Origin of the sequence: Ochrobactrum sp. AP1BH01-1, assembly GCF_018066705.1 — a bacterium.
GTDB lineage: Bacteria > Pseudomonadota > Alphaproteobacteria > Rhizobiales > Rhizobiaceae > Brucella.
Map to the genome: position 1 here is coordinate 63,326 of NZ_JAGPOU010000001.1, position 17,040 is coordinate 80,365.

Consider the following 17,040-nt stretch of genomic DNA (forward strand, 5'->3'; position numbering starts at 1 on the left):
ATCTGATCGCTCGCGGTCGGTTTGCACGGTCTGCCTTTGACGGCGGATCGACAGAAAGGCAAGCCAATGACCGACAACAACTTCTTCCCGGAAGTGCTCAATGTTGCCGACCTCCCTGCTGCTGCCCTCGCAAGCCGCATCGCGGATATGCGTACCGGCGACGCAGTGGAACTCGTTAACGAACTAGATGCCGATGATGCAGTCGCCGTCATCGCACAGCTTTCGCACGAAGATGCCATCCGTCTGCTCGACCAGCCGGAACTGCACCGTGCCACCGAAATCATCGCCATGCTTCCGCCCGGTCTTGCAAGTCTCTTGCTTGATGGAATGTCGGCGGACCGCGCAACCGACGTCTTTCAGGAACTCGAGGACGATGACCGCGCACGCCTGTTTCCCATTCTTGCGCCTGAAACGAAGATCGCGCTGAAAAAACTGATGGGCTATCCGCCGAACACGGCGGGTTCGCTCATGACCATCGAATTCATCGCAGTGCCTTCCAACTGGAATGTCGGCCAGACGCTGGACTATATCCGCAAGGTCGAGCGCACGCGTGAAACGGTTTATGCCATTTATGTCGTCGATCCGGCCAGCCGCGTTCTGCTGGGTGTGGTCAGCTTGCGCCGTCTCATCATCCGCCAGCCGGACGAGCCGATTTTGTCCATCGCCCGCGATGACGAGCCGATCACCATTTCGCCGCTGGCAAGCCGTGAGGAAGTCGCCCGCCTGTTCCGCAAGCACGACCTTCTGGCTGTGCCCGTGGTGGATGAGAGCCGCCATATCATCGGCATCGTGACCGTCGACGACGTGCTTGACGCCATGACCGAGGAAGCGAGCGAGGATGCATACCGTTTCGGCGGTATGGAAGCGCTGGACAAGCCCTATATGCGCATCGGTTTCGGTGAGATGCTGAAGAAGCGCGCGGGCTGGCTCGGCATCCTGTTCCTCGGCGAAATGCTGACGGCAAGCGCCATGCAGCATTTCGAGGCGGAACTGGAAAAGGCGCTGGTGCTGACGCTCTTCATCCCGCTCATCATGTCTTCGGGCGGCAACTCCGGTTCGCAGGCAACGTCGCTCATCATCCGCGCGCTTGCCTTGCAGGAAATCAGGCTCAAGGACTGGTGGCGCGTCGCGCTGCGTGAAATCCCATCCGGACTCGCGCTCGGCAGTTTTCTTGGCTGTATCGGCATTCTGCGCATTATCGCGTGGCAGACGCTCGGCATCTACGACTATGGCGAACACTGGATTCTCGTGGCGCTCACAGTCGGCATGGCGCTGGTGGCCATCGTCACCTTCGGCTCGCTGACGGGCTCCATGCTGCCCTTCATCCTGCAAAGGCTCGGCTTCGATCCCGCCAGCGCATCGGCACCTTTCGTCGCCACGCTGGTCGATGTGACGGGTCTCGTGATCTATTTCAGCGTCGCGATGGTTATTCTGTCCGGCACGCTCTTATAAGGACAGGCATGTCGCGATATGACATGCCCGAAAGAATTCAAAAAACTGTCGAATTGACAGTGTAAAAGCGCGTTGAAAATAAGGTTTTGAAGCCTAAATAGGGGGCAGTATCGCGCTGCCCCTTTCTAAAACGCAAAAAAACCTGTAAGAGCGCCCCATTGTTTTTCCGCGCGGGTTTGTTGGCGCGGCTCCCAACTCATATAGAAGTGATCTCCATATGGAATTGCGTAATATCGCTATTATCGCACACGTCGATCATGGCAAAACCACACTGGTCGATGAACTCCTGAAGCAGTCCGGCTCGTTCCGCGACAACCAGCGCGTTGCAGAACGCATGATGGACTCCGGTGATATTGAAAAGGAACGCGGGATCACCATTCTCGCCAAGGCGACCTCGGTTGTCTGGAAGAACACCCGCATCAATATCGTAGATACGCCCGGCCACGCCGATTTCGGCGGTGAAGTCGAGCGCATCCTGTCGATGGTGGACGGGGCCATCGTTCTGGTCGACGCCGCCGAAGGCCCGATGCCGCAGACCAAGTTCGTTGTCGGCAAGGCTCTCAAGGTCGGCCTCAAACCTATTGTCGCCATCAACAAGATCGACCGTCCTGATGGCCGTCACGAGGAAGTGGTTAACGAAGTCTTCGACCTCTTCGCCAATCTTGACGCCACCGACGAACAGCTCGACTTCCCGATCCTCTACGGTTCCGGACGCAACGGCTGGATGGCGCTCAACCCGGAAGGCCCGAAGGATGAAGGTCTGGCACCGTTGTTCGATCTGGTGCTCAAGCACGTACCGGCTCCGAAGGTCGCCGAAGGTCCGTTCCGCATGATCGGCACCATCCTCGAAGCCGATCCGTTCCTGGGCCGTATCATCACCGGTCGCATCCATTCCGGCTCCATCAAGCCGAACCAGGCCGTCAAGGTTCTCACTCAGGATGGCTCGCTGCTCGAAAACGGCCGTATCTCGAAGATTCTGGCTTTCCGCGGTGTCGAACGCCAGCCGGTCGAAGAAGCACATGCCGGCGATATCGTCGCCATCGCCGGTCTTTCCAAGGGCACCGTCGCCGACACGTTCTGCGATCCTTCTGTCAGCGAGCCGCTCGCCGCGCAGCCGATCGACCCGCCGACCGTCACCATGTCCTTCATTGTCAACGACAGCCCTTATGCGGGCACCGAAGGCGACAAGGTGACAAGCCGCGTCATTCGCGACCGCCTGCTCAAGGAAGCCGAAGGCAATGTCGCGCTGAGGATAGAGGAATCGACCGAGAAGGATTCGTTCTTCGTTTCCGGTCGCGGCGAATTGCAGCTTGCCGTTCTGATCGAAAACATGCGTCGTGAAGGCTTCGAGCTTGGCGTTTCGCGTCCGCGCGTCGTCATGAAGGACGGCGAGAACGGCGAAAAGCTGGAGCCGGTGGAAGAAGTCGTCATCGACGTCGATGAGGAATATTCCGGCACGGTCGTGCAGAAGATGTCCGAACGCAAGGCCGAAATGGTCGAGCTGCGTCCTTCCGGCGGCAATCGCGTGCGTCTGGTCTTCTATGCTCCGACCCGTGGCCTCATTGGCTATCAGTCGGAACTTCTGACCGATACGCGCGGCACGGCGATCATGAACCGCCTGTTCCACGACTACCAGCCTTACAAGGGTGAAATCGCTGGCCGCAACAACGGCGTTCTGATCTCCAACGATCAGGGTGAAGCTGTTGCCTATGCGCTCTTCAACTTGGAAGATCGCGGCCCGATGATCATCGACGCTGGCGTCAAGGTCTATCAAGGCATGCTGATCGGTATCCATAGCCGTGACAACGATCTTGAAGTGAACGTTCTGAAGGGCAAGAAGCTCACCAACATCCGCGCCGCTGGCAAGGATGAAGCCGTGAAGCTCACCCCGCCGATCAAGATGACGCTGGAACGCGCCCTGTCGTGGATTCAGGACGACGAGTTGGTGGAAGTGACGCCGAAGTCCATCCGCCTGCGTAAGCTCTATCTCGATCCAAACGAGCGCAAGCGCTTTGAAAAGAGCAAGTCGAGCGCTGCCTGAACGGTATCGCTCAATCGAATTGAGAACGGCGCCTTCGGGCGCCGTTTTACTTTATGGGTATATATTAGTTAAATAAAATATATTTGATATTAATCATCTTTAATAATTTTAATAGCATTTATTTTCTTTGGCGAATAGTATTCAATCTCCAATAACAGGAAAAACGCCAAATGTGTTTAGCTTGTAATCCAGGAATGCTTTCTTTTGCAAATCATGCGGCAACGCGACGTGATTTTCTGAAGTATATGGGTGGAGCCGCCGCGTCGGTCTTTGCGGCAACCGTAGCCGAGCCGTCGCTCGGCATCGCTCGGGCCTACGCCGCCGATGATCCGGCCGATGTGATCTTTCGCGGTGGGCCGATCCTATCCATCAACCCTGCTGCGCCCCGCGCAGAAGCCCTGGCTATACGCGGGGACCGGATATTGGCTATCGGTTCTGCAGAAGATGTCGACGCATATCGCGGCAGTTCCACGCAGATCGTCGATCTTGGCGGCAGGACGTTGATGCCGGGGTTGATCGATCCGCACATGCATGCCGGTTTCACGATCTCGGATGACTGGGTGGATGTCGGTCCGATCGCCACACCGAGTTTCGAACAGGTCTGGAACAAGCTACGCGATGCGGTGGCGAAGACGAAGGAAGGCGAATGGGTGCGTGCCCAGTTGTTCGATCCGAGCATTACCAAGGGCGCGCATGTTCCCACGCTTCAGGAGCTGGATGAGCTTGTGCCCAGCAATCCATTCTTCATGATGGAGGGCAACGGACATGTCGCGTACGTAAATAGCGTGGCCTTGAAGCTTGCCGGTGTTTCCGATAGTTCGGCTGATCTGCCGGAATCGCGGTTTGTGAAGGGCCCTGACGGCAAGCTGACAGGCCGTCTCGAAGAAGGGCCTTCCTATGCGCCGTTCTTCGCCAAAATGCCGACGCCCGATGCTGCTGAAATGCAAAATCGTGTGCTGAGACTAATGAATCTTGCTGCTTCGGTTGGCTGCACATCCTTGCACGATTGCGGCATCGGCATGGTGGCCGGAGTGCCCGATCTGGCAATCATAGACAGTGCCTTGGCCAAAAATCCACCGATCCGGTATCGAGGCATGCTGTTTTCGACTTTCATGGATGATTGGGAACGGCTTGGCATCAAGCCCGGTCGCGGTACGGATATGTATCGTCTGGGTGGCATCAAGGCGTGGGCCGATGGTTCCAACCAGGCAAAAACCGGCTACCAGCGAGAGAATTATCTGGGCACGAATAGCCGTGGTGCGATGAACTATACGCCTGAAAAGCTCACGGAGGCCATTCGCCGCGCTCATCAGGGCGGTTGGCAACTTGGCGTTCATGCCAATGGTGATGCGGCGATCGATGCTACGATTGCCGCCTATGAAACCGTGCTGAAGGAAACCCCGCGCGACGATCATCGTCATCGCATTGAACATTGCAGTATGCTTCATCCCGAACATATGACGAAGATGAAGGAGCTTGGCCTGTCACCGAGCTTTCTGATCGGCCATGTTCATTGGTGGGGCAAGGCATTTCGCGATGAAATTCTGGGGCCGGATCGTGCGAAATTCTACGATCCATGTGCTTCGGCTTTGGCGGCGGGGCTGAAAATATCGCTCCATTCCGACTGGAACGTGACGCCCATCGAACCGCTTCGCTATATCGAAAATGCCGTAACCCGCATCATGAACGACGGTGGAGATGTGTTCTTCCCGAATGAACGGATTCCCGTCGATGCCGCCTTGCGTGCCGTGACGATCGATGCGGCATGGCAATGTCACACAGACGATATCGTGGGCAGTCTGGAACCCGGAAAATATGCTGACCTGGCCATTCTGGAACAAGACCCGACTGCAATCGATCCGGCCACGATCAGCAAGATCAAGGTCAGCGAAACATGGCTGTCGGGCCAGAAGCGCTATAGCGCCTGAGAACGGAGAGCCGCCAGATTGCAATGTCTGGCGGCCTTTTTCATCGTTCGCCGCGGCGATAGGGCTGCATCAGCGCCTGCGGAACACGGGCGCGCCGCGCCATGACGATCAGCGCCACAATCGACATGATGTAAGGGATCATGAGAAAAAGCTGGTAAGGCACGGCCTTGCCATAGACGGTTTGCAGGCGCAGCTGGAAGGCGTCGAACAGCGCGAAGAGCAGTGCGCCCAGAAGCGCGCGCGCCGGTTTCCACGACGAGAAGACGACGAGTGCGATACAGACCCAGCCGCGCCCCTGCATCATGGTCGGGAAGAACGAGTTGAAGGCGGAGAGCGTAAGAAACGCGCCACCGACTGCCATAAGCGCGCTGCCGAACATGATAGTGAAAATACGTACACGGATCGGATTGATGCCCTGCGCTTCCGCCGCATGGGGATTTTCGCCGGTCATGCGGATGGCAAGGCCAAGCGGCGTACGGAACAGCACGTAACCGAGCAGGAGCGCCAGCGGAATGGCGATCCAGGTGAGGGCCGTTTGGGTGCCAAACACCTGTCCGATGAAGGGGATGTCCGTAAGCCAGGCCGGATTGAGCGGCTGGAAAGGCGTGATGGACGGTGGTGTTGAGGAAAGCGGCACCAGAAGCCGGAACAGGAAATAGCTGAGACTTGACGCAAACAGCGTGATGCCGAGGCCCACCACATGCTGCGACAGGCCGAGTGGTACGGTGAGGGCTGCATGAAGCAGGCCGAACAGCGCGCCAGAAGCTGCCGCAACCGCCACGCCGGTCCAAAGGTCCGCCCCATTGAATACTGTCAGCCAGCCGATCATTGCGCCGAAGGTCATGATGCCTTCGATGCCGAGATTGAGCACGCCCGCGCGTTCGCAATAAAGCGCGCCGAGCGTGCCGAAGATCAGCGGCGTGGCGATGCGCAGGACCGAAACCCACAGGCCGGCGGAGAGAAGAATATCCATCAGCGCACTCATCGGGCGATCCTGTATTGTGTGAAGAACAGAGCGACCAGCATGGTCAGCAGCGACAGCGCAACGGTGACATCGGCGATGAAGCTCGGGATGCCGATGGCGCGGCTCATGCCGTCGGCGCCCACGAACATGGCGGCAGCAAAAAGTGCCGAGAAGATCGCGCCGATGGGGTTGAGATTGGCGAGCATTGCAACGATGATGCCAGAATAGCCGAAGCCCGGCGAAAGATCGGTCGTGACATAGCCCTTCACGCCCATGACCTGTATCGCGCCCGCGAGACCCGCCAGCCCGCCGGAAATGCAGGCGACCTTTACCAGCGTCTTGCCAAGCGGGACGCCGGCAAATCGGGCAGCGCGTGGATTGAGCCCGGCAGCTTTGGTTTCAAGGCCGAAGACCGTGCGTTTCTGCACATAGGCAATGACGAGCGCTAGCACGATAGCGATAACAATGCCGATGTGAAGCCGCATGCCGGACATGATTTTCGGCAGCACAGCAGCGTCCGGCACAGGCTCGGACTGCGGCCAGCCAAAGGCAAGGGGATCTTTCATCGGTCCTTCGATCATCATGGAAACGATAAGCACGGCGATGAAGTTCAAAAGAAGTGTGGTCACGACTTCATCGACGCCGAAGCGCAGGCGCAGCCCAAGCGGGATCAGAAGAAAGATCATGCCCGCTATCGCGCCGATGATGAGCAGCAGCGGAATGAGAATGGGGGCCGGCAGTTGCAGTTGCGTACCGCAGGCGACGACTGCCAGCGCGCCCATGTAGAACTGTCCTTCCGCACCGATATTCCAGAGTTTGGAACGGAAGGCGACGGCGGCGGCAAGGCCGGTCAGCATCAGCGGCGCGGCGCGGGTAAGCGTTTCGGAGATAGAAAGCTTGTTGCCGAATGCGCCGATAGCGATCTGGCGGAAGGCCTCCAGCACCGGCGCACCGGCGGCGGCAATCAGCAGGCCAGCCAGAATGAAAGCGGCCAGAACAGCAATCACCGGCGCGGTTGCTACCAGCGCCATGGGGCGTGTTTCGCGTCGTTCGATCCGCATCAGTTCAGCCCCTTCGTGTTATTAGCCTGCCATTCACCGGCCATCATCAGGCCCAATCGCTGTGCATTGGCTTCCTCCGCGTCGATGGGCGGGGAAAGACGGCCTTTAACAATCGCTTGAACCCGGTCCGCCAAGCCAATGATTTCATCCAGATCTTCGGAGATAAGCAGCACCGCAGCTCCCTTGGCGCGCGCTTCCAGAATGCGGGCATGGATGGCCGCGACCGCGCCTTCATCGAGGCCGCGTGTCGGCTGGGCCGCGATCAGGATACGCGGGGCTGTTTCCAGATTACGGCCCAGAATAAGCTTCTGCATATTGCCGCCGGAAAGCAGGCGAATGCGGCTGTCAGGCGTGCCGCCGCGCACATCGAAATCCTTGATGATGCGGCCCGTAAATTCCCGCGCCGCTGCACGGTTGACCAGAAGTCCATTGGAAAACTGCGGATCGCGCACGCGCTCCAGTACAGCATTTTCCCAGAGAGTCAGATCACCGATTGCGCCTTCGGCATTGCGATCTTCCGGAATGCGGCCGACACCTTCGGCCACAAACTGGCGGGGATCGAATTTCGTCACCGTCTTTCCGAACATGACAAGTTCGCCGCTTGCCGGTTGGCTGAGGCCGGAAACGAGACGTCCAAGCGCCGCCTGCCCATTGCCCGACACGCCGATGATACCAAGCGTTTCACCGGCGCGAACGTGGAAGTCGAGGTCTGAAAGGCGGGTTGCGCCGTCCTCCACAATCGTTGCATTCCGTGCTTCCAGCAGGGTTTCGCCGGGCGTGGAAGCGGCGCGGGAAGGGCGCGAGACGCGGCGGCCGACCATCAGTTCGGCCAGTTCCTCCTTCGAGGTTTCGGAAGCCTTGCGCTCGGCCACAAGCTTGCCGCCGCGCAGGACGACCACGCGGTCGGCTGCCGACATGACTTCATGCAGCTTGTGAGAAATGAAGATCAGCGACAGGCCCTGCCGCGCCATCTCTTTCAGCGTCGTGAACAGGTTTTCGGCTTCCTGCGTGGTGAGAACCGCCGTCGGTTCGTCGAGAATGAGGATATCGGCGTCGTTATAGAGCGCTTTCAGAATTTCGACGCGCTGCTGCTCGCCTACCGAAAGATCGCCAAGCCGCGCATCGGGATCGACCTGCAAGCCGAAGCGCTTCGCGATTGCGGCGATCTTGGTGCGCGCGGGGCCATGCGCGGATTTGAGCTTCCAGAGGCTTTCGGTGCCAGTGATGATGTTTTCAAGCACGGTAAGATTGGGGGCGAGCGTGAAATGCTGGTGTACCATGCCCACTCCCGCATTGATGGCGGCGCGCGGCTTGCCCTGCGGGATTTCCTCGCCCTTGACGAACACACGGCCTTCATCCGGCACATAATGGCCGAACAGGATGTTCATCAGCGTGGTCTTGCCCGCGCCATTCTCGCCGAGGAACGCGAGAATTTCGCCGCGCCCGAGCTTCAGCGAAATATCGTCATTGGCGGTCAGCGGACCAAAGCGCTTGGTTATGTTGCGGAGTTCGAGCACGGTGGAAGACATGAAGCGGGCCTGAAAAGCGGGAGCCGGGTTCGCGGAAATTTATCCGAGCCAATGGATGCGCCGGTGCTGAAACAGGTGCCAGACACCGGCGCGAAGCGTGATTATTTCGGCTCTTCAGCGTTGAGCTTCAGCGTGAATGCGCCCGATTTGATCTCGTTGCGACGCGCTTCCATCTTCGCTTCGGCTTCCGCCGGTGCGACGCCCTTGACATAGATGATGTCGTTGCCGCCTTCCTTCATCATGCTGAAGGGGGTGTAGTCCTTGCCTGCGGGCTGCCCGGCCTTCACGTCTGCGATTGCAGCATTAAGGATCGGCCCGAAGTTCCAGATTGCGTTGGCAAAAACCGTGTCGGGATAACGCGGCGTATAGTCGGTCAGCGAGCCAATGGCCTTGATGCCGCGTTCCTTGGCGGCGTCCGCCGTGCCGATGCGCTCGCCAAACAGGATGTCCGCGCCGGAATCGATCGCCGCAAGCCCGGCCTCGCGCGCCTTCGGCGGGTCGAAGAAGGTTCCCATGAAGGAAGCGACGAACTTCGCATCGGGGCGCGTTTCCCGCACGCCGTCCTGAAAGGCGTTGATCAGCATGTTGATTTCCGGGATCGGCACTGCGCCGACGGAGCCGAAGACGCCGGACTTGCTCATCGCGCCCGCCAGCATGCCGGTGAGGTAGCCCGCTTCGAAATTCCAGGTGCCGAAGACGCCGAAATTGTCGCCCTGCGGCTTGCCGGAAGAACCCATGACGAAAGCCGTCTGCGGATAGTCGCCTGCAACCTGACGCGCCTCGCGTTCGACGGCATAGGATTCACCCACAATCAGCTTGATGCCCTGTTCGGCATACTCGCGCATGGCGCGAGGATAGTCGCTCGCTGAAACGCCTTCCGAGAAGACATATTCGATCACGCCCGCGTCGTTGGCCTGTTTCAGGGCTTCATGCAGGCGCGAGTTCCAGGCATTTTCCACCGGCGAGGCGTGGATGCCCGCCACTTTCAGTTTTTCATCGGCGGCGAAGACCCGGCTGGTGATCGCCGTTGCGCCCAGTGCAGCCGACATTGCGAGAATATCGCGGCGGGTGAAGTTCGTTGTCTTGATGATCTTGGTCATTTGGTTAGGGACCCCTCGTATGTGTTTTCGGCACGCGAGCGCGCGCAGCCGGTTGCTTCGTTTTGACGTGCGGATTTGATGAGCAACGATTTCCATCATTGCCCAAACCACCTTTAATTCAAGAAGATTCTAACGCTGGCCGATTGGCGCGTAATCAGCCCCGTCAACCGAAGACGGGCGGCCTTCGAGGTTGAGGGCGCTTACACGCTGCGGGGTTTCGGCGATGACCTTGCCGCGCTTCACGACCTTGAGGCGGTTTGCCTTGAGGCGCAGCGCTTCAATCGGATCGCGTGCCTGCAGCACCACGAAGTCGGCATTGCAGCCCTTTGCAAGCCCGTAGCCATCGAGGCCGAGCGCCTTGGCGGAATTGACGGTCAGGGCGTCGAAAACCTGCCGCTTGCCTTCGATGGACGTCATCTGCGCGACATGGATCGCCATGTGCCCGACTTCCAGCATGTCGCCGGAACCCATTGAATACCATGGGTCCATCACGCAGTCGTGGCCGAAGGCTACATTGACGCCCGCCGCCATCAGTTCCGGCACGCGGGTCATGCCGCGGCGCTTCGGATAGCTATCGGCGCGGCCTTGCAGCGTGATGTTGATGAGCGGATTCGGAATGGCGTTCATCTTCGCTTCCGCGATCAGCGGAATGAGCTTCGAGACGTAATAATTGTCCATGGAATGCATGGAGGTCAGATGCGAGCCGGAAACCCGGCCCTGCAGTCCGAAGCGCATGGTTTGCGCAGCAAGCGTTTCAACATGGCGCGACAACGGGTCGTCGCTCTCATCGCAATGGATATCGACCGGCAGACCGCGTTCGGCAGCGATGCGGCAGAGCGCTTCCAGCGAGGCTGCGCCATCGGCCATGGTGCGCTCGAAATGCGGGATGCCGCCCACCACGTCGAGGCCCATGTCGAGCGAACGGTTGACGAGGTCGACCGCGCCCGGCGAACGGTAGTAGCCGTCCTGCGGGAAGGCGACCAGTTGCAGGTCGATGTAAGGCTTCACCTTCTCGCGCACTTCGATCATCGCTTCAGCGGTGAGGAGGCGCGGGTCGCTGACATCGACATGGCTGCGGATCGCAAGCAGGCCCTGGCTGACGGCCAGATCGCAATAGCGCAGCGCGCGTTCGACCATGGCTTCCACGGTCAGCATTGGCTTCAATTCGCCCCAGAGCGCTATGCCTTCAAGCAGAGTGCCGGAACGGTTGAGGCGCGGCAGGCCGAGCGACAGGGTCGCATCCATATGGAAATGCGGGTCGACGAAAGGTGGGGTTACGAGCCGGTCGGTTGCATCGATTTCGTGAGCTGCCTGATGCTCCCCCGTGGAAGGAACGATATCGGCAATCTTGCCGTCCTTGACCAGAATGTCCTGCTTCTCGCGACCGTCGGGGAGATTGGCGTTTCTCACGATCAAATCGAACATTGGCGGGACCTTTCATCTGGGTATGCAAGAACCGAGCCCAAAAAGAGGGGCTCATTTTTCAATTGCCTTATACCCTATAACGGGTGGGCGCAATGCCGGGAAATACCAAAACTCAATGAGTTTGGCTCATCGAGTTTTGGTCAAGCCCGTGCGGCGCTTGAGCATTTCCGGGCGTGATGCGTCAGCATCTTAGCGCCCGGATATAAGTCGGCAGGGGTCGTCATCCGCAACAGAAAGTGTTAGGGCGCAAAAGATATTGTTTTCGGGATTGCCATGTTCACAATCAGCCGCGTCGAAACCTTCAATCAGGAAATCAAGAAGAGCCGGTTTCTGGCCGTTGCCGCGCCCGTTGCAAGCGAACAGGCGGCAAAGGATTTCCTGAGCGAGCATTCCGACCCGTCCGCCAATCACAATTGCTGGGCGTGGCGCATGGGGCAGAATTATCGGTTCAGCGATGACGGCGAGCCCAGCGGCACGGCGGGCAAACCGATCCTGCAAGCCATCGACGGCCAGCAGCTCGACAATATCGCGGTGGTGGTCACGCGCTGGTTCGGCGGTATTCTGCTCGGAAGCGGCGGCTTGATGCGCGCCTATGGCGGCACGGCCGCGAGCTGTCTTCGTCAGGCCGAAAAGATCGAGGTCATTGCGCTGATCGGCTTTCACTTCGCTTGCGATTTCTCCGATCACGCGCTTTTGAAGGCGCGTCTCACTGCGGTCGAAAATCTCGCCATTACGGAAGAAAACTTTACCGGAACGGGCGTCGAGCTTGCAGGCGTCATGCCCATTGTAGCCCAGGATGATCTTTCACGGCTCGTGACTGACCTGACACGCGGAAAATCGGTCATCAAGTTCGACGAATAGGCTGATCGATCCTACAGGTCCGTGATCGTCCGCTGCTGGCGCTTGTTCTCATACATCAGCAGGTCGGCGCGCTTGGCGACGGTTTCCAGCTTTTCGCCCGGCATGCTCGTTGCCGTGCCGATGGAAAGATTGAGCTTCAACTGCGAATAATACTGGTTGTTGATATCAACCAGCCGCTGAATGTCCTCGACCATAGCCTCGGCGCCGCGCTCGTCCACATAAGGCAGCACGACCGCAAATTCGTCGCCGCCGATGCGGGCCGCATGGCCGGGTTGCTTGACCGCCTCATTCAGCACTTCGCCAAGGCGCCGCAGCAATCCGTCGCCCGTGGCATGGCCCCATTGATCGTTGGCGGCCTTGAGGCCGTTGAGATCGATGATGATGATCGAAATCGGCGTGTGGCCCTTGCGCTCCAGCCGGTTGAGTTCATCGACATAAAAGGCGCGGTTGTGCAGCTTCGTCAGCACATCGTGCTTGCCCAGATATTCCAGATAGGCTTCCGCCTTTTTGCGGGCCGTGATGTCCGTGAGGGCAACCTGCACCAGCGACCAGTCCTTCTCGTGTCCCGGCAGGACCGAGAATTGCATCAGCACGTGCCGTTCGGTGCCATCGAGCGCATAGTTCACCACTTCGCGGCGCTGGAACAGCGCGCCGTTCCACAAGTCGATCAGTTGTTCGCGGAACGATGTCTCCATCTCATCCTTGAGGATGAGCGGCAGGTTTTGCAGCAGGGTTTTCTTGTCGGGCGCAAGGAAGAGGGTAAGTGTTTCGGAGTTGATTTCGAGCACGCGGATTTCGCTCATGCACTGGCGCACGAATTCCGGATGCACGTCGGTGAAAACGCGAAAATCGACGATCCCGCGCTGGCGCACATCGTCCATCAAATGCTTGATGCGGCTGAAATCCTCGACCCAGAGCGAAACCGGCGAATGCTCGAAAAGACCCTGCGCATGCTGCTTGTGACGGTCCTGTTCGCGGCGGGCATCCTCGCGGGCCGTCACGTCCTCGATGGAAAGCAGGACACGCTCCCACGTGTGCTCATAGCCGGGCAGCACGACGCCCTTCAACTGAATGTCGAGCCGCTTGCCTGCAAGCGAATAGTTGATGGTATCGCTTGAAAAAGCATTGCCGCCATTCCAGAGCTGCACCATCTCTTCGATATGCGGGTCCAGCATGTCGTCGCGGAACACGCGTTCCAGATTGGTGACCAGATGTTCGACACTTTCCGCCTCGAATAGCGAAAGCGTCTTGCGGTTGACCTTAAGGACGCGGATATGGCTGGTGCAGATGCGCAGCCGGGTCGTGTCTTCGTGCAGGAAAGCGCGGAGATCGGTCACGCCGAGCGCACGCCATTCATCGAACTGCTTGCGCAGGCCGCTATAGTCCTCAAGCCACAGGGAGATTGGCGCAAGGTCAAAAATATTGGCGCTGTCGCTCAGGGCAGACTCGATATTCATGGATTTCCGTTCCAACTTTTTGCCGAAACACGTGTCCAGATGGAAAGCCGTCTCACAATGTTCGGGATGCGTTGTCCGTTCCATCGGGAAATGCCGCGATGGTTTGTTGGGCCGCCTTATATTATGGTTATCTTGCATAAACTAGGGGCTTCGTGCGCAAAAAAACGGAACGGGCGGCCCACCGGGCCGCCCATCATAATTCCTCAAACTCTATTATTCAGTTGCTGACCGGCAGGCGATGCCGGACGAGGGTCGTCCAGTAGGAGCAGCCCCAGACGATCACATCATCGTTAAAGTCATATTTCGGGTGATGCAGATTGGCGCTCGGGCCGTTGCCGATATTGATCATCGCGCCCGGCACTTCATTGAGCATGAAGGCGAAGTCCTCGCCGCCAAGCGTCGCCGGCATGTCGCGGGTCACACGGTCGGCGCCGGCCACCGCCTCGGCGGCAATGGCTGCAAGCTCGGTCTCCTGTTCGTGATTGACCGTCACCGGATAGTTGCGCTGGTAATCGAGCGTCGCCTTGGCGCCGAAAGCATCGGCAATGCCCTGCACAGCGCGGGCCAGCCTTTCCTCGATATGGTTGCGCACTTCCTCGCGCAGCGTGCGGACAGTGCCGGTGAGGCGGATTTTCTGCGGAATGACGTTGAACGCATCGCCGCCCTGAATGGTGGTGATGGAAATCACGGCGGAATCGAGCGGGTCGATGGTGCGCGCCGTCAGCGTCTGGATGGCCTGAATGAGCGCCGCCGTCACCGGAATGGGGTCGATGGTCTGGTGCGGAGAGGCCGCATGTCCGCCAACGCCTTCAATGGTGATATCCAGCACATCGACCGATCCCATGATCGGGCCGGAATTGATGGTGAAATGCCCGACCGCGAGGTTGGGGCGGTTATGCATGCCGTAAACTTCGTTGACCGGCCAGCGCTTGAACAGTCCGTCGTCGATCATCGCCTTTGCGCCCGCGCCGCCTTCTTCGGCGGGCTGGAAGATCACGATGACCGTGCCGTCGAAGGCGCGGCTTTGTGCCAGTTCGCGTGCTGCGCCCAGAAGCATGGTCGTGTGGCCGTCATGTCCGCAGGCGTGCATCTTGCCCGGCACTTTCGATGACCATTCAGCGCCGGTTTCTTCGAGGATCGGCAGTGCATCCATGTCGGTGCGCAGGCCGATGGCGCGGCCGGAGCGGTTCGACTGGCCGCGAATGACGCCGACGACCCCGGTGCGCCCGATGCCGGTCACCACCTCGTCGACGCCTGCGGCGCGCAGCGCTTCGGCCACCTTGTCGGCGGTACGGTTGACGTCATAGAGCAGTTCCGGATTCTGGTGCAGGTCGCGGCGGAATGCGACCAGCTCCTCGATCTGGTTTGAAGTCCAGTTTTCAACCGGCATGTCAGGCTTCCCCGTCTTTCGTGTCGTTCTGTTCCAGGCGATAGCGGAAATCGCAGTGGCTGGCGCCCTTCATGATGGTCTGCGTGCGCTCCAGCTTCATGGCCGGGTTGTAGCCGATGCAGAAGTCGCCATCGCGATTGCATGACAGCAGATGGCCGATATGGCCAAGACCCATCTCGCGGTACATTTCCGAATAGCGGCAGCGCGTCACGTTGAAATCGAAATGATCCTCGCCTTGCGAGATCACATCGATTTCCAGCGCATTTTCCTTCGTCCAGAGCGGCTGGATATCGGCGAAATCCTGTATCGTCGGCGTGCGGCCCAGTTCGTCGGCAAAGCTCTTGCCCTGTTCGATGGCCGAGCGGCTGACCGCCTCGCCGATTGCGGCTTGCGCTTCTTCCTCACCGGAACGCTCGCGAATGACTTCGTAAACATTCTTGAGAACCAGCGCTTCGATGCGGCGACGTTCGAGAATTGACATTTGATTCATGGACCTGACCTTTCACATGAACATTGAAGAAGCGGATTTATAAGTTCGGTTCCGAGAGATCCTTGCGCCGAAGCCATGCGAGGTAAAATGGCGCGATCTTCCGTGCGACCTTATGAAAAGGCAACGGCGCCGGTTCCGAGACGGGAAGGGCAAGCTCCTGCACCGGCTCGCCATCCAGCGCGCGCGCAAATTCCCGGCCAAGCGATGTGCCAAGCGCCACACCGCGACCGTTGCAGCCGATCCATGCCCAACCATTGGGGCCGAGCTGGTGCACGCGCGGGAAACGATCCCATGTCATGCCGATATAGCCGCTCCAGACATGGGTGATTTCCGGTTCGCCAAGGGCCGGGAAAGCTTCGGCCATATTGCGTGCCGTCTTGCGTTTGACGCGTTCGGCAACATTGTAGTCGCCCATCACGATGCCGCCGGTAATCAGCCGGTCGCGGGCATCATAGCGGAAGAAGCGCAAGTCGCCGCGCGTATCGGAAACGGCTTGTCTTCCGGGTAGGATCGTTGCGCGCAGATTGTCGCTGACGGGCGCGGTCGCCATCTGCCACGAGAGCACCGGCACGATGGTGCGTGCAAGGCGCGGCGCAAGCCTTTCGCGCAGCTCGCCGGTATAGGCGTTGGTCGCGAGCAGAAAACCCTTGGCGCGCACCGTGGCATTGTCGGTGCGCACTTCCCAGTGGTCGCCCACTTGAGCATAGGACGTGACCGGGCTTTGCTCGTGGATGATTGCGCCATGGCGTTCGGCAGCAGCGGCAAGACCGCGCGCGAAAGCCAGCGGATTGATATGCCCGCCGGTCGGATTGAACATGCCGCCATACCAGAAATCGCTGCCCAACAGCCGCGATGTTGCCGTGCGGTCGAGAAACTCCGCCGGAAAGCCGAAGCGTTTCCATGCTTCCACGCGACTTTGCGAAAGCTTTACCCGGCCCGGCGAATGGGCGGGCTGGAACCAGCCGTTCTGCTCGGCTTCGGCCTCGATATTCTCATCGCGCACGATGGAGAAAAGAATGTCGGCGCTGTTGCCGATCAGTCTGGCGAAGCGTTCGCCCGACGCGCCGTAGCGTTTGGCGATGGCATCCGGTTCCGCCGAAGTCATGGTGGGGATCACCTGGCCATTATTGCGTCCGGATGCGCCCCAGCCGATCGCATTGCCTTCCAGCAGGATGACGCGCTTGCCGCGTTTTGCCAGATGGAGCGCAGCCGAAAGCCCCGTGAAGCCGCCGCCAACGATGACGACATCGGCTTCCGCGTCGCTTGTCAACGGCTTTGCCGGGGTGCGGGCCGGGGCGGTTGCAGCCCATATGGAGGGTGGAAATTCTATCTTCTGCATGGC

13 protein-coding genes are annotated in these 17,040 nt (G+C 59.2%); 4 read left to right on the plus strand and 9 right to left on the minus strand.

The annotated features are described in order from the left end of the window. Nucleotides 1–66 precede the first annotated feature (66 nt). From mgtE to J9800_RS00335, 3 genes are all read left to right on the plus strand, one after another. Entirely contained in the window at nucleotides 67–1,452 is a 1,386-nt protein-coding gene (gene mgtE, locus J9800_RS00325; protein ID WP_112588715.1) for a magnesium transporter, read from the plus strand. Nucleotides 1,453–1,669: 217 nt separating this feature from the next. Then, nucleotides 1,670–3,493, plus strand: coding sequence for a translational GTPase TypA (gene typA / locus J9800_RS00330; protein ID WP_112588716.1), 1,824 nt, complete (start codon nucleotides 1,670–1,672; stop codon nucleotides 3,491–3,493). Between the two features lie 170 nt (nucleotides 3,494–3,663). After that, nucleotides 3,664–5,421 (plus strand): amidohydrolase, encoded by a 1,758-nt coding sequence (locus J9800_RS00335; protein ID WP_114215198.1) that lies wholly within the window; start codon nucleotides 3,664–3,666, stop codon nucleotides 5,419–5,421. A 40-nt stretch (nucleotides 5,422–5,461) separates the two neighbouring features. On the opposite strand, the gene J9800_RS00340 is transcribed toward J9800_RS00335, so the two are convergent. The 5 genes from J9800_RS00340 to J9800_RS00360 form a co-directional block, all read right to left on the minus strand. Further along, the gene (locus tag J9800_RS00340) at nucleotides 5,462–6,406 is read right to left on the minus strand and encodes an ABC transporter permease (protein ID WP_210845377.1); all 945 of its coding nucleotides are present in this window, start codon (nucleotides 6,404–6,406) and stop codon (nucleotides 5,462–5,464) included. Beyond that, nucleotides 6,403–7,446, minus strand: coding sequence for an ABC transporter permease (locus J9800_RS00345; RefSeq protein WP_114215196.1), 1,044 nt, complete (start codon nucleotides 7,444–7,446; stop codon nucleotides 6,403–6,405). The genes J9800_RS00340 and J9800_RS00345 overlap by 4 nt, the downstream gene beginning before the upstream one ends. Further along, nucleotides 7,446–8,975 (minus strand): ABC transporter ATP-binding protein, encoded by a 1,530-nt coding sequence (locus tag J9800_RS00350; RefSeq protein WP_114215195.1) that lies wholly within the window; start codon nucleotides 8,973–8,975, stop codon nucleotides 7,446–7,448. Before J9800_RS00350 ends, J9800_RS00345 begins: the two co-directional genes overlap by 1 nt. 101 nt (nucleotides 8,976–9,076) lie before the next feature. Then, a complete protein-coding gene (locus tag J9800_RS00355) occupies nucleotides 9,077–10,066 on the minus strand; it encodes a BMP family protein (RefSeq protein WP_502696711.1) in 990 nt (329 codons plus the stop codon). Nucleotides 10,067–10,204: 138 nt separating this feature from the next. After that, complete coding sequence (locus J9800_RS00360; protein WP_114215193.1) at nucleotides 10,205–11,500, minus strand: amidohydrolase family protein; 1,296 nt, start codon at nucleotides 11,498–11,500, stop codon at nucleotides 10,205–10,207. 273 nt (nucleotides 11,501–11,773) lie between these two features. On the opposite strand from J9800_RS00360, the gene J9800_RS00365 reads away from it, so the two are divergent. After that, nucleotides 11,774–12,361 (plus strand): IMPACT family protein, encoded by a 588-nt coding sequence (locus tag J9800_RS00365; protein WP_114215192.1) that lies wholly within the window; start codon nucleotides 11,774–11,776, stop codon nucleotides 12,359–12,361. 11 nt (nucleotides 12,362–12,372) lie between these two features. On the opposite strand, the gene J9800_RS00370 is transcribed toward J9800_RS00365, so the two are convergent. The 4 genes from J9800_RS00370 to J9800_RS00385 form a co-directional block, all read right to left on the minus strand. Continuing rightward, nucleotides 12,373–13,818 carry a sensor domain-containing diguanylate cyclase gene (locus tag J9800_RS00370; protein ID WP_114215240.1) on the minus strand — a complete coding sequence of 482 codons (1,446 nt, stop codon included), beginning with the start codon at nucleotides 13,816–13,818 and terminating at the stop codon, nucleotides 12,373–12,375. Nucleotides 13,819–14,035: 217 nt separating this feature from the next. Next, the gene (locus J9800_RS00375) at nucleotides 14,036–15,208 is read right to left on the minus strand and encodes a M20 aminoacylase family protein (RefSeq protein ID WP_210845379.1); all 1,173 of its coding nucleotides are present in this window, start codon (nucleotides 15,206–15,208) and stop codon (nucleotides 14,036–14,038) included. 1 nt (nucleotide 15,209) lies between these two features. Then, nucleotides 15,210–15,698 (minus strand): L-2-amino-thiazoline-4-carboxylic acid hydrolase, encoded by a 489-nt coding sequence (locus tag J9800_RS00380; RefSeq protein WP_114215190.1) that lies wholly within the window; start codon nucleotides 15,696–15,698, stop codon nucleotides 15,210–15,212. A 37-nt stretch (nucleotides 15,699–15,735) separates the two neighbouring features. After that, nucleotides 15,736–17,037: an NAD(P)/FAD-dependent oxidoreductase gene (locus J9800_RS00385; RefSeq protein WP_114215239.1), complete on the minus strand. Its 1,302-nt coding sequence runs from the start codon at nucleotides 17,035–17,037 to the stop codon at nucleotides 15,736–15,738. Nucleotides 17,038–17,040: the final 3 nt, after the last annotated feature.

What these genes read in the sequence shown, in the direction of transcription:
- J9800_RS00340 (WP_210845377.1), bottom strand. Translation starts at nt 6,406, where the DNA reads ATGAGTGCGCTGATGGATATTCTTCTCTCCGCCGGCCTGTGGGTTTCG.
- J9800_RS00370 (WP_114215240.1), bottom strand. Translation starts at nt 13,818, where the DNA reads ATGAATATCGAGTCTGCCCTGAGCGACAGCGCCAATATTTTTGACCTT.
- J9800_RS00350 (WP_114215195.1), bottom strand. Translation starts at nt 8,975, where the DNA reads ATGTCTTCCACCGTGCTCGAACTCCGCAACATAACCAAGCGCTTTGGT.
- J9800_RS00345 (WP_114215196.1), bottom strand. Translation starts at nt 7,446, where the DNA reads ATGCGGATCGAACGACGCGAAACACGCCCCATGGCGCTGGTAGCAACC.
- J9800_RS00335 (WP_114215198.1), top strand. Translation starts at nt 3,664, where the DNA reads ATGTGTTTAGCTTGTAATCCAGGAATGCTTTCTTTTGCAAATCATGCG.
- J9800_RS00360 (WP_114215193.1), bottom strand. Translation starts at nt 11,500, where the DNA reads ATGTTCGATTTGATCGTGAGAAACGCCAATCTCCCCGACGGTCGCGAG.
- J9800_RS00380 (WP_114215190.1), bottom strand. Translation starts at nt 15,698, where the DNA reads ATGAATCAAATGTCAATTCTCGAACGTCGCCGCATCGAAGCGCTGGTT.
- mgtE (WP_112588715.1), top strand. Translation starts at nt 67, where the DNA reads ATGACCGACAACAACTTCTTCCCGGAAGTGCTCAATGTTGCCGACCTC.
- J9800_RS00365 (WP_114215192.1), top strand. Translation starts at nt 11,774, where the DNA reads ATGTTCACAATCAGCCGCGTCGAAACCTTCAATCAGGAAATCAAGAAG.
- J9800_RS00375 (WP_210845379.1), bottom strand. Translation starts at nt 15,208, where the DNA reads ATGCCGGTTGAAAACTGGACTTCAAACCAGATCGAGGAGCTGGTCGCA.
- J9800_RS00385 (WP_114215239.1), bottom strand. Translation starts at nt 17,037, where the DNA reads ATGCAGAAGATAGAATTTCCACCCTCCATATGGGCTGCAACCGCCCCG.
- typA (WP_112588716.1), top strand. Translation starts at nt 1,670, where the DNA reads ATGGAATTGCGTAATATCGCTATTATCGCACACGTCGATCATGGCAAA.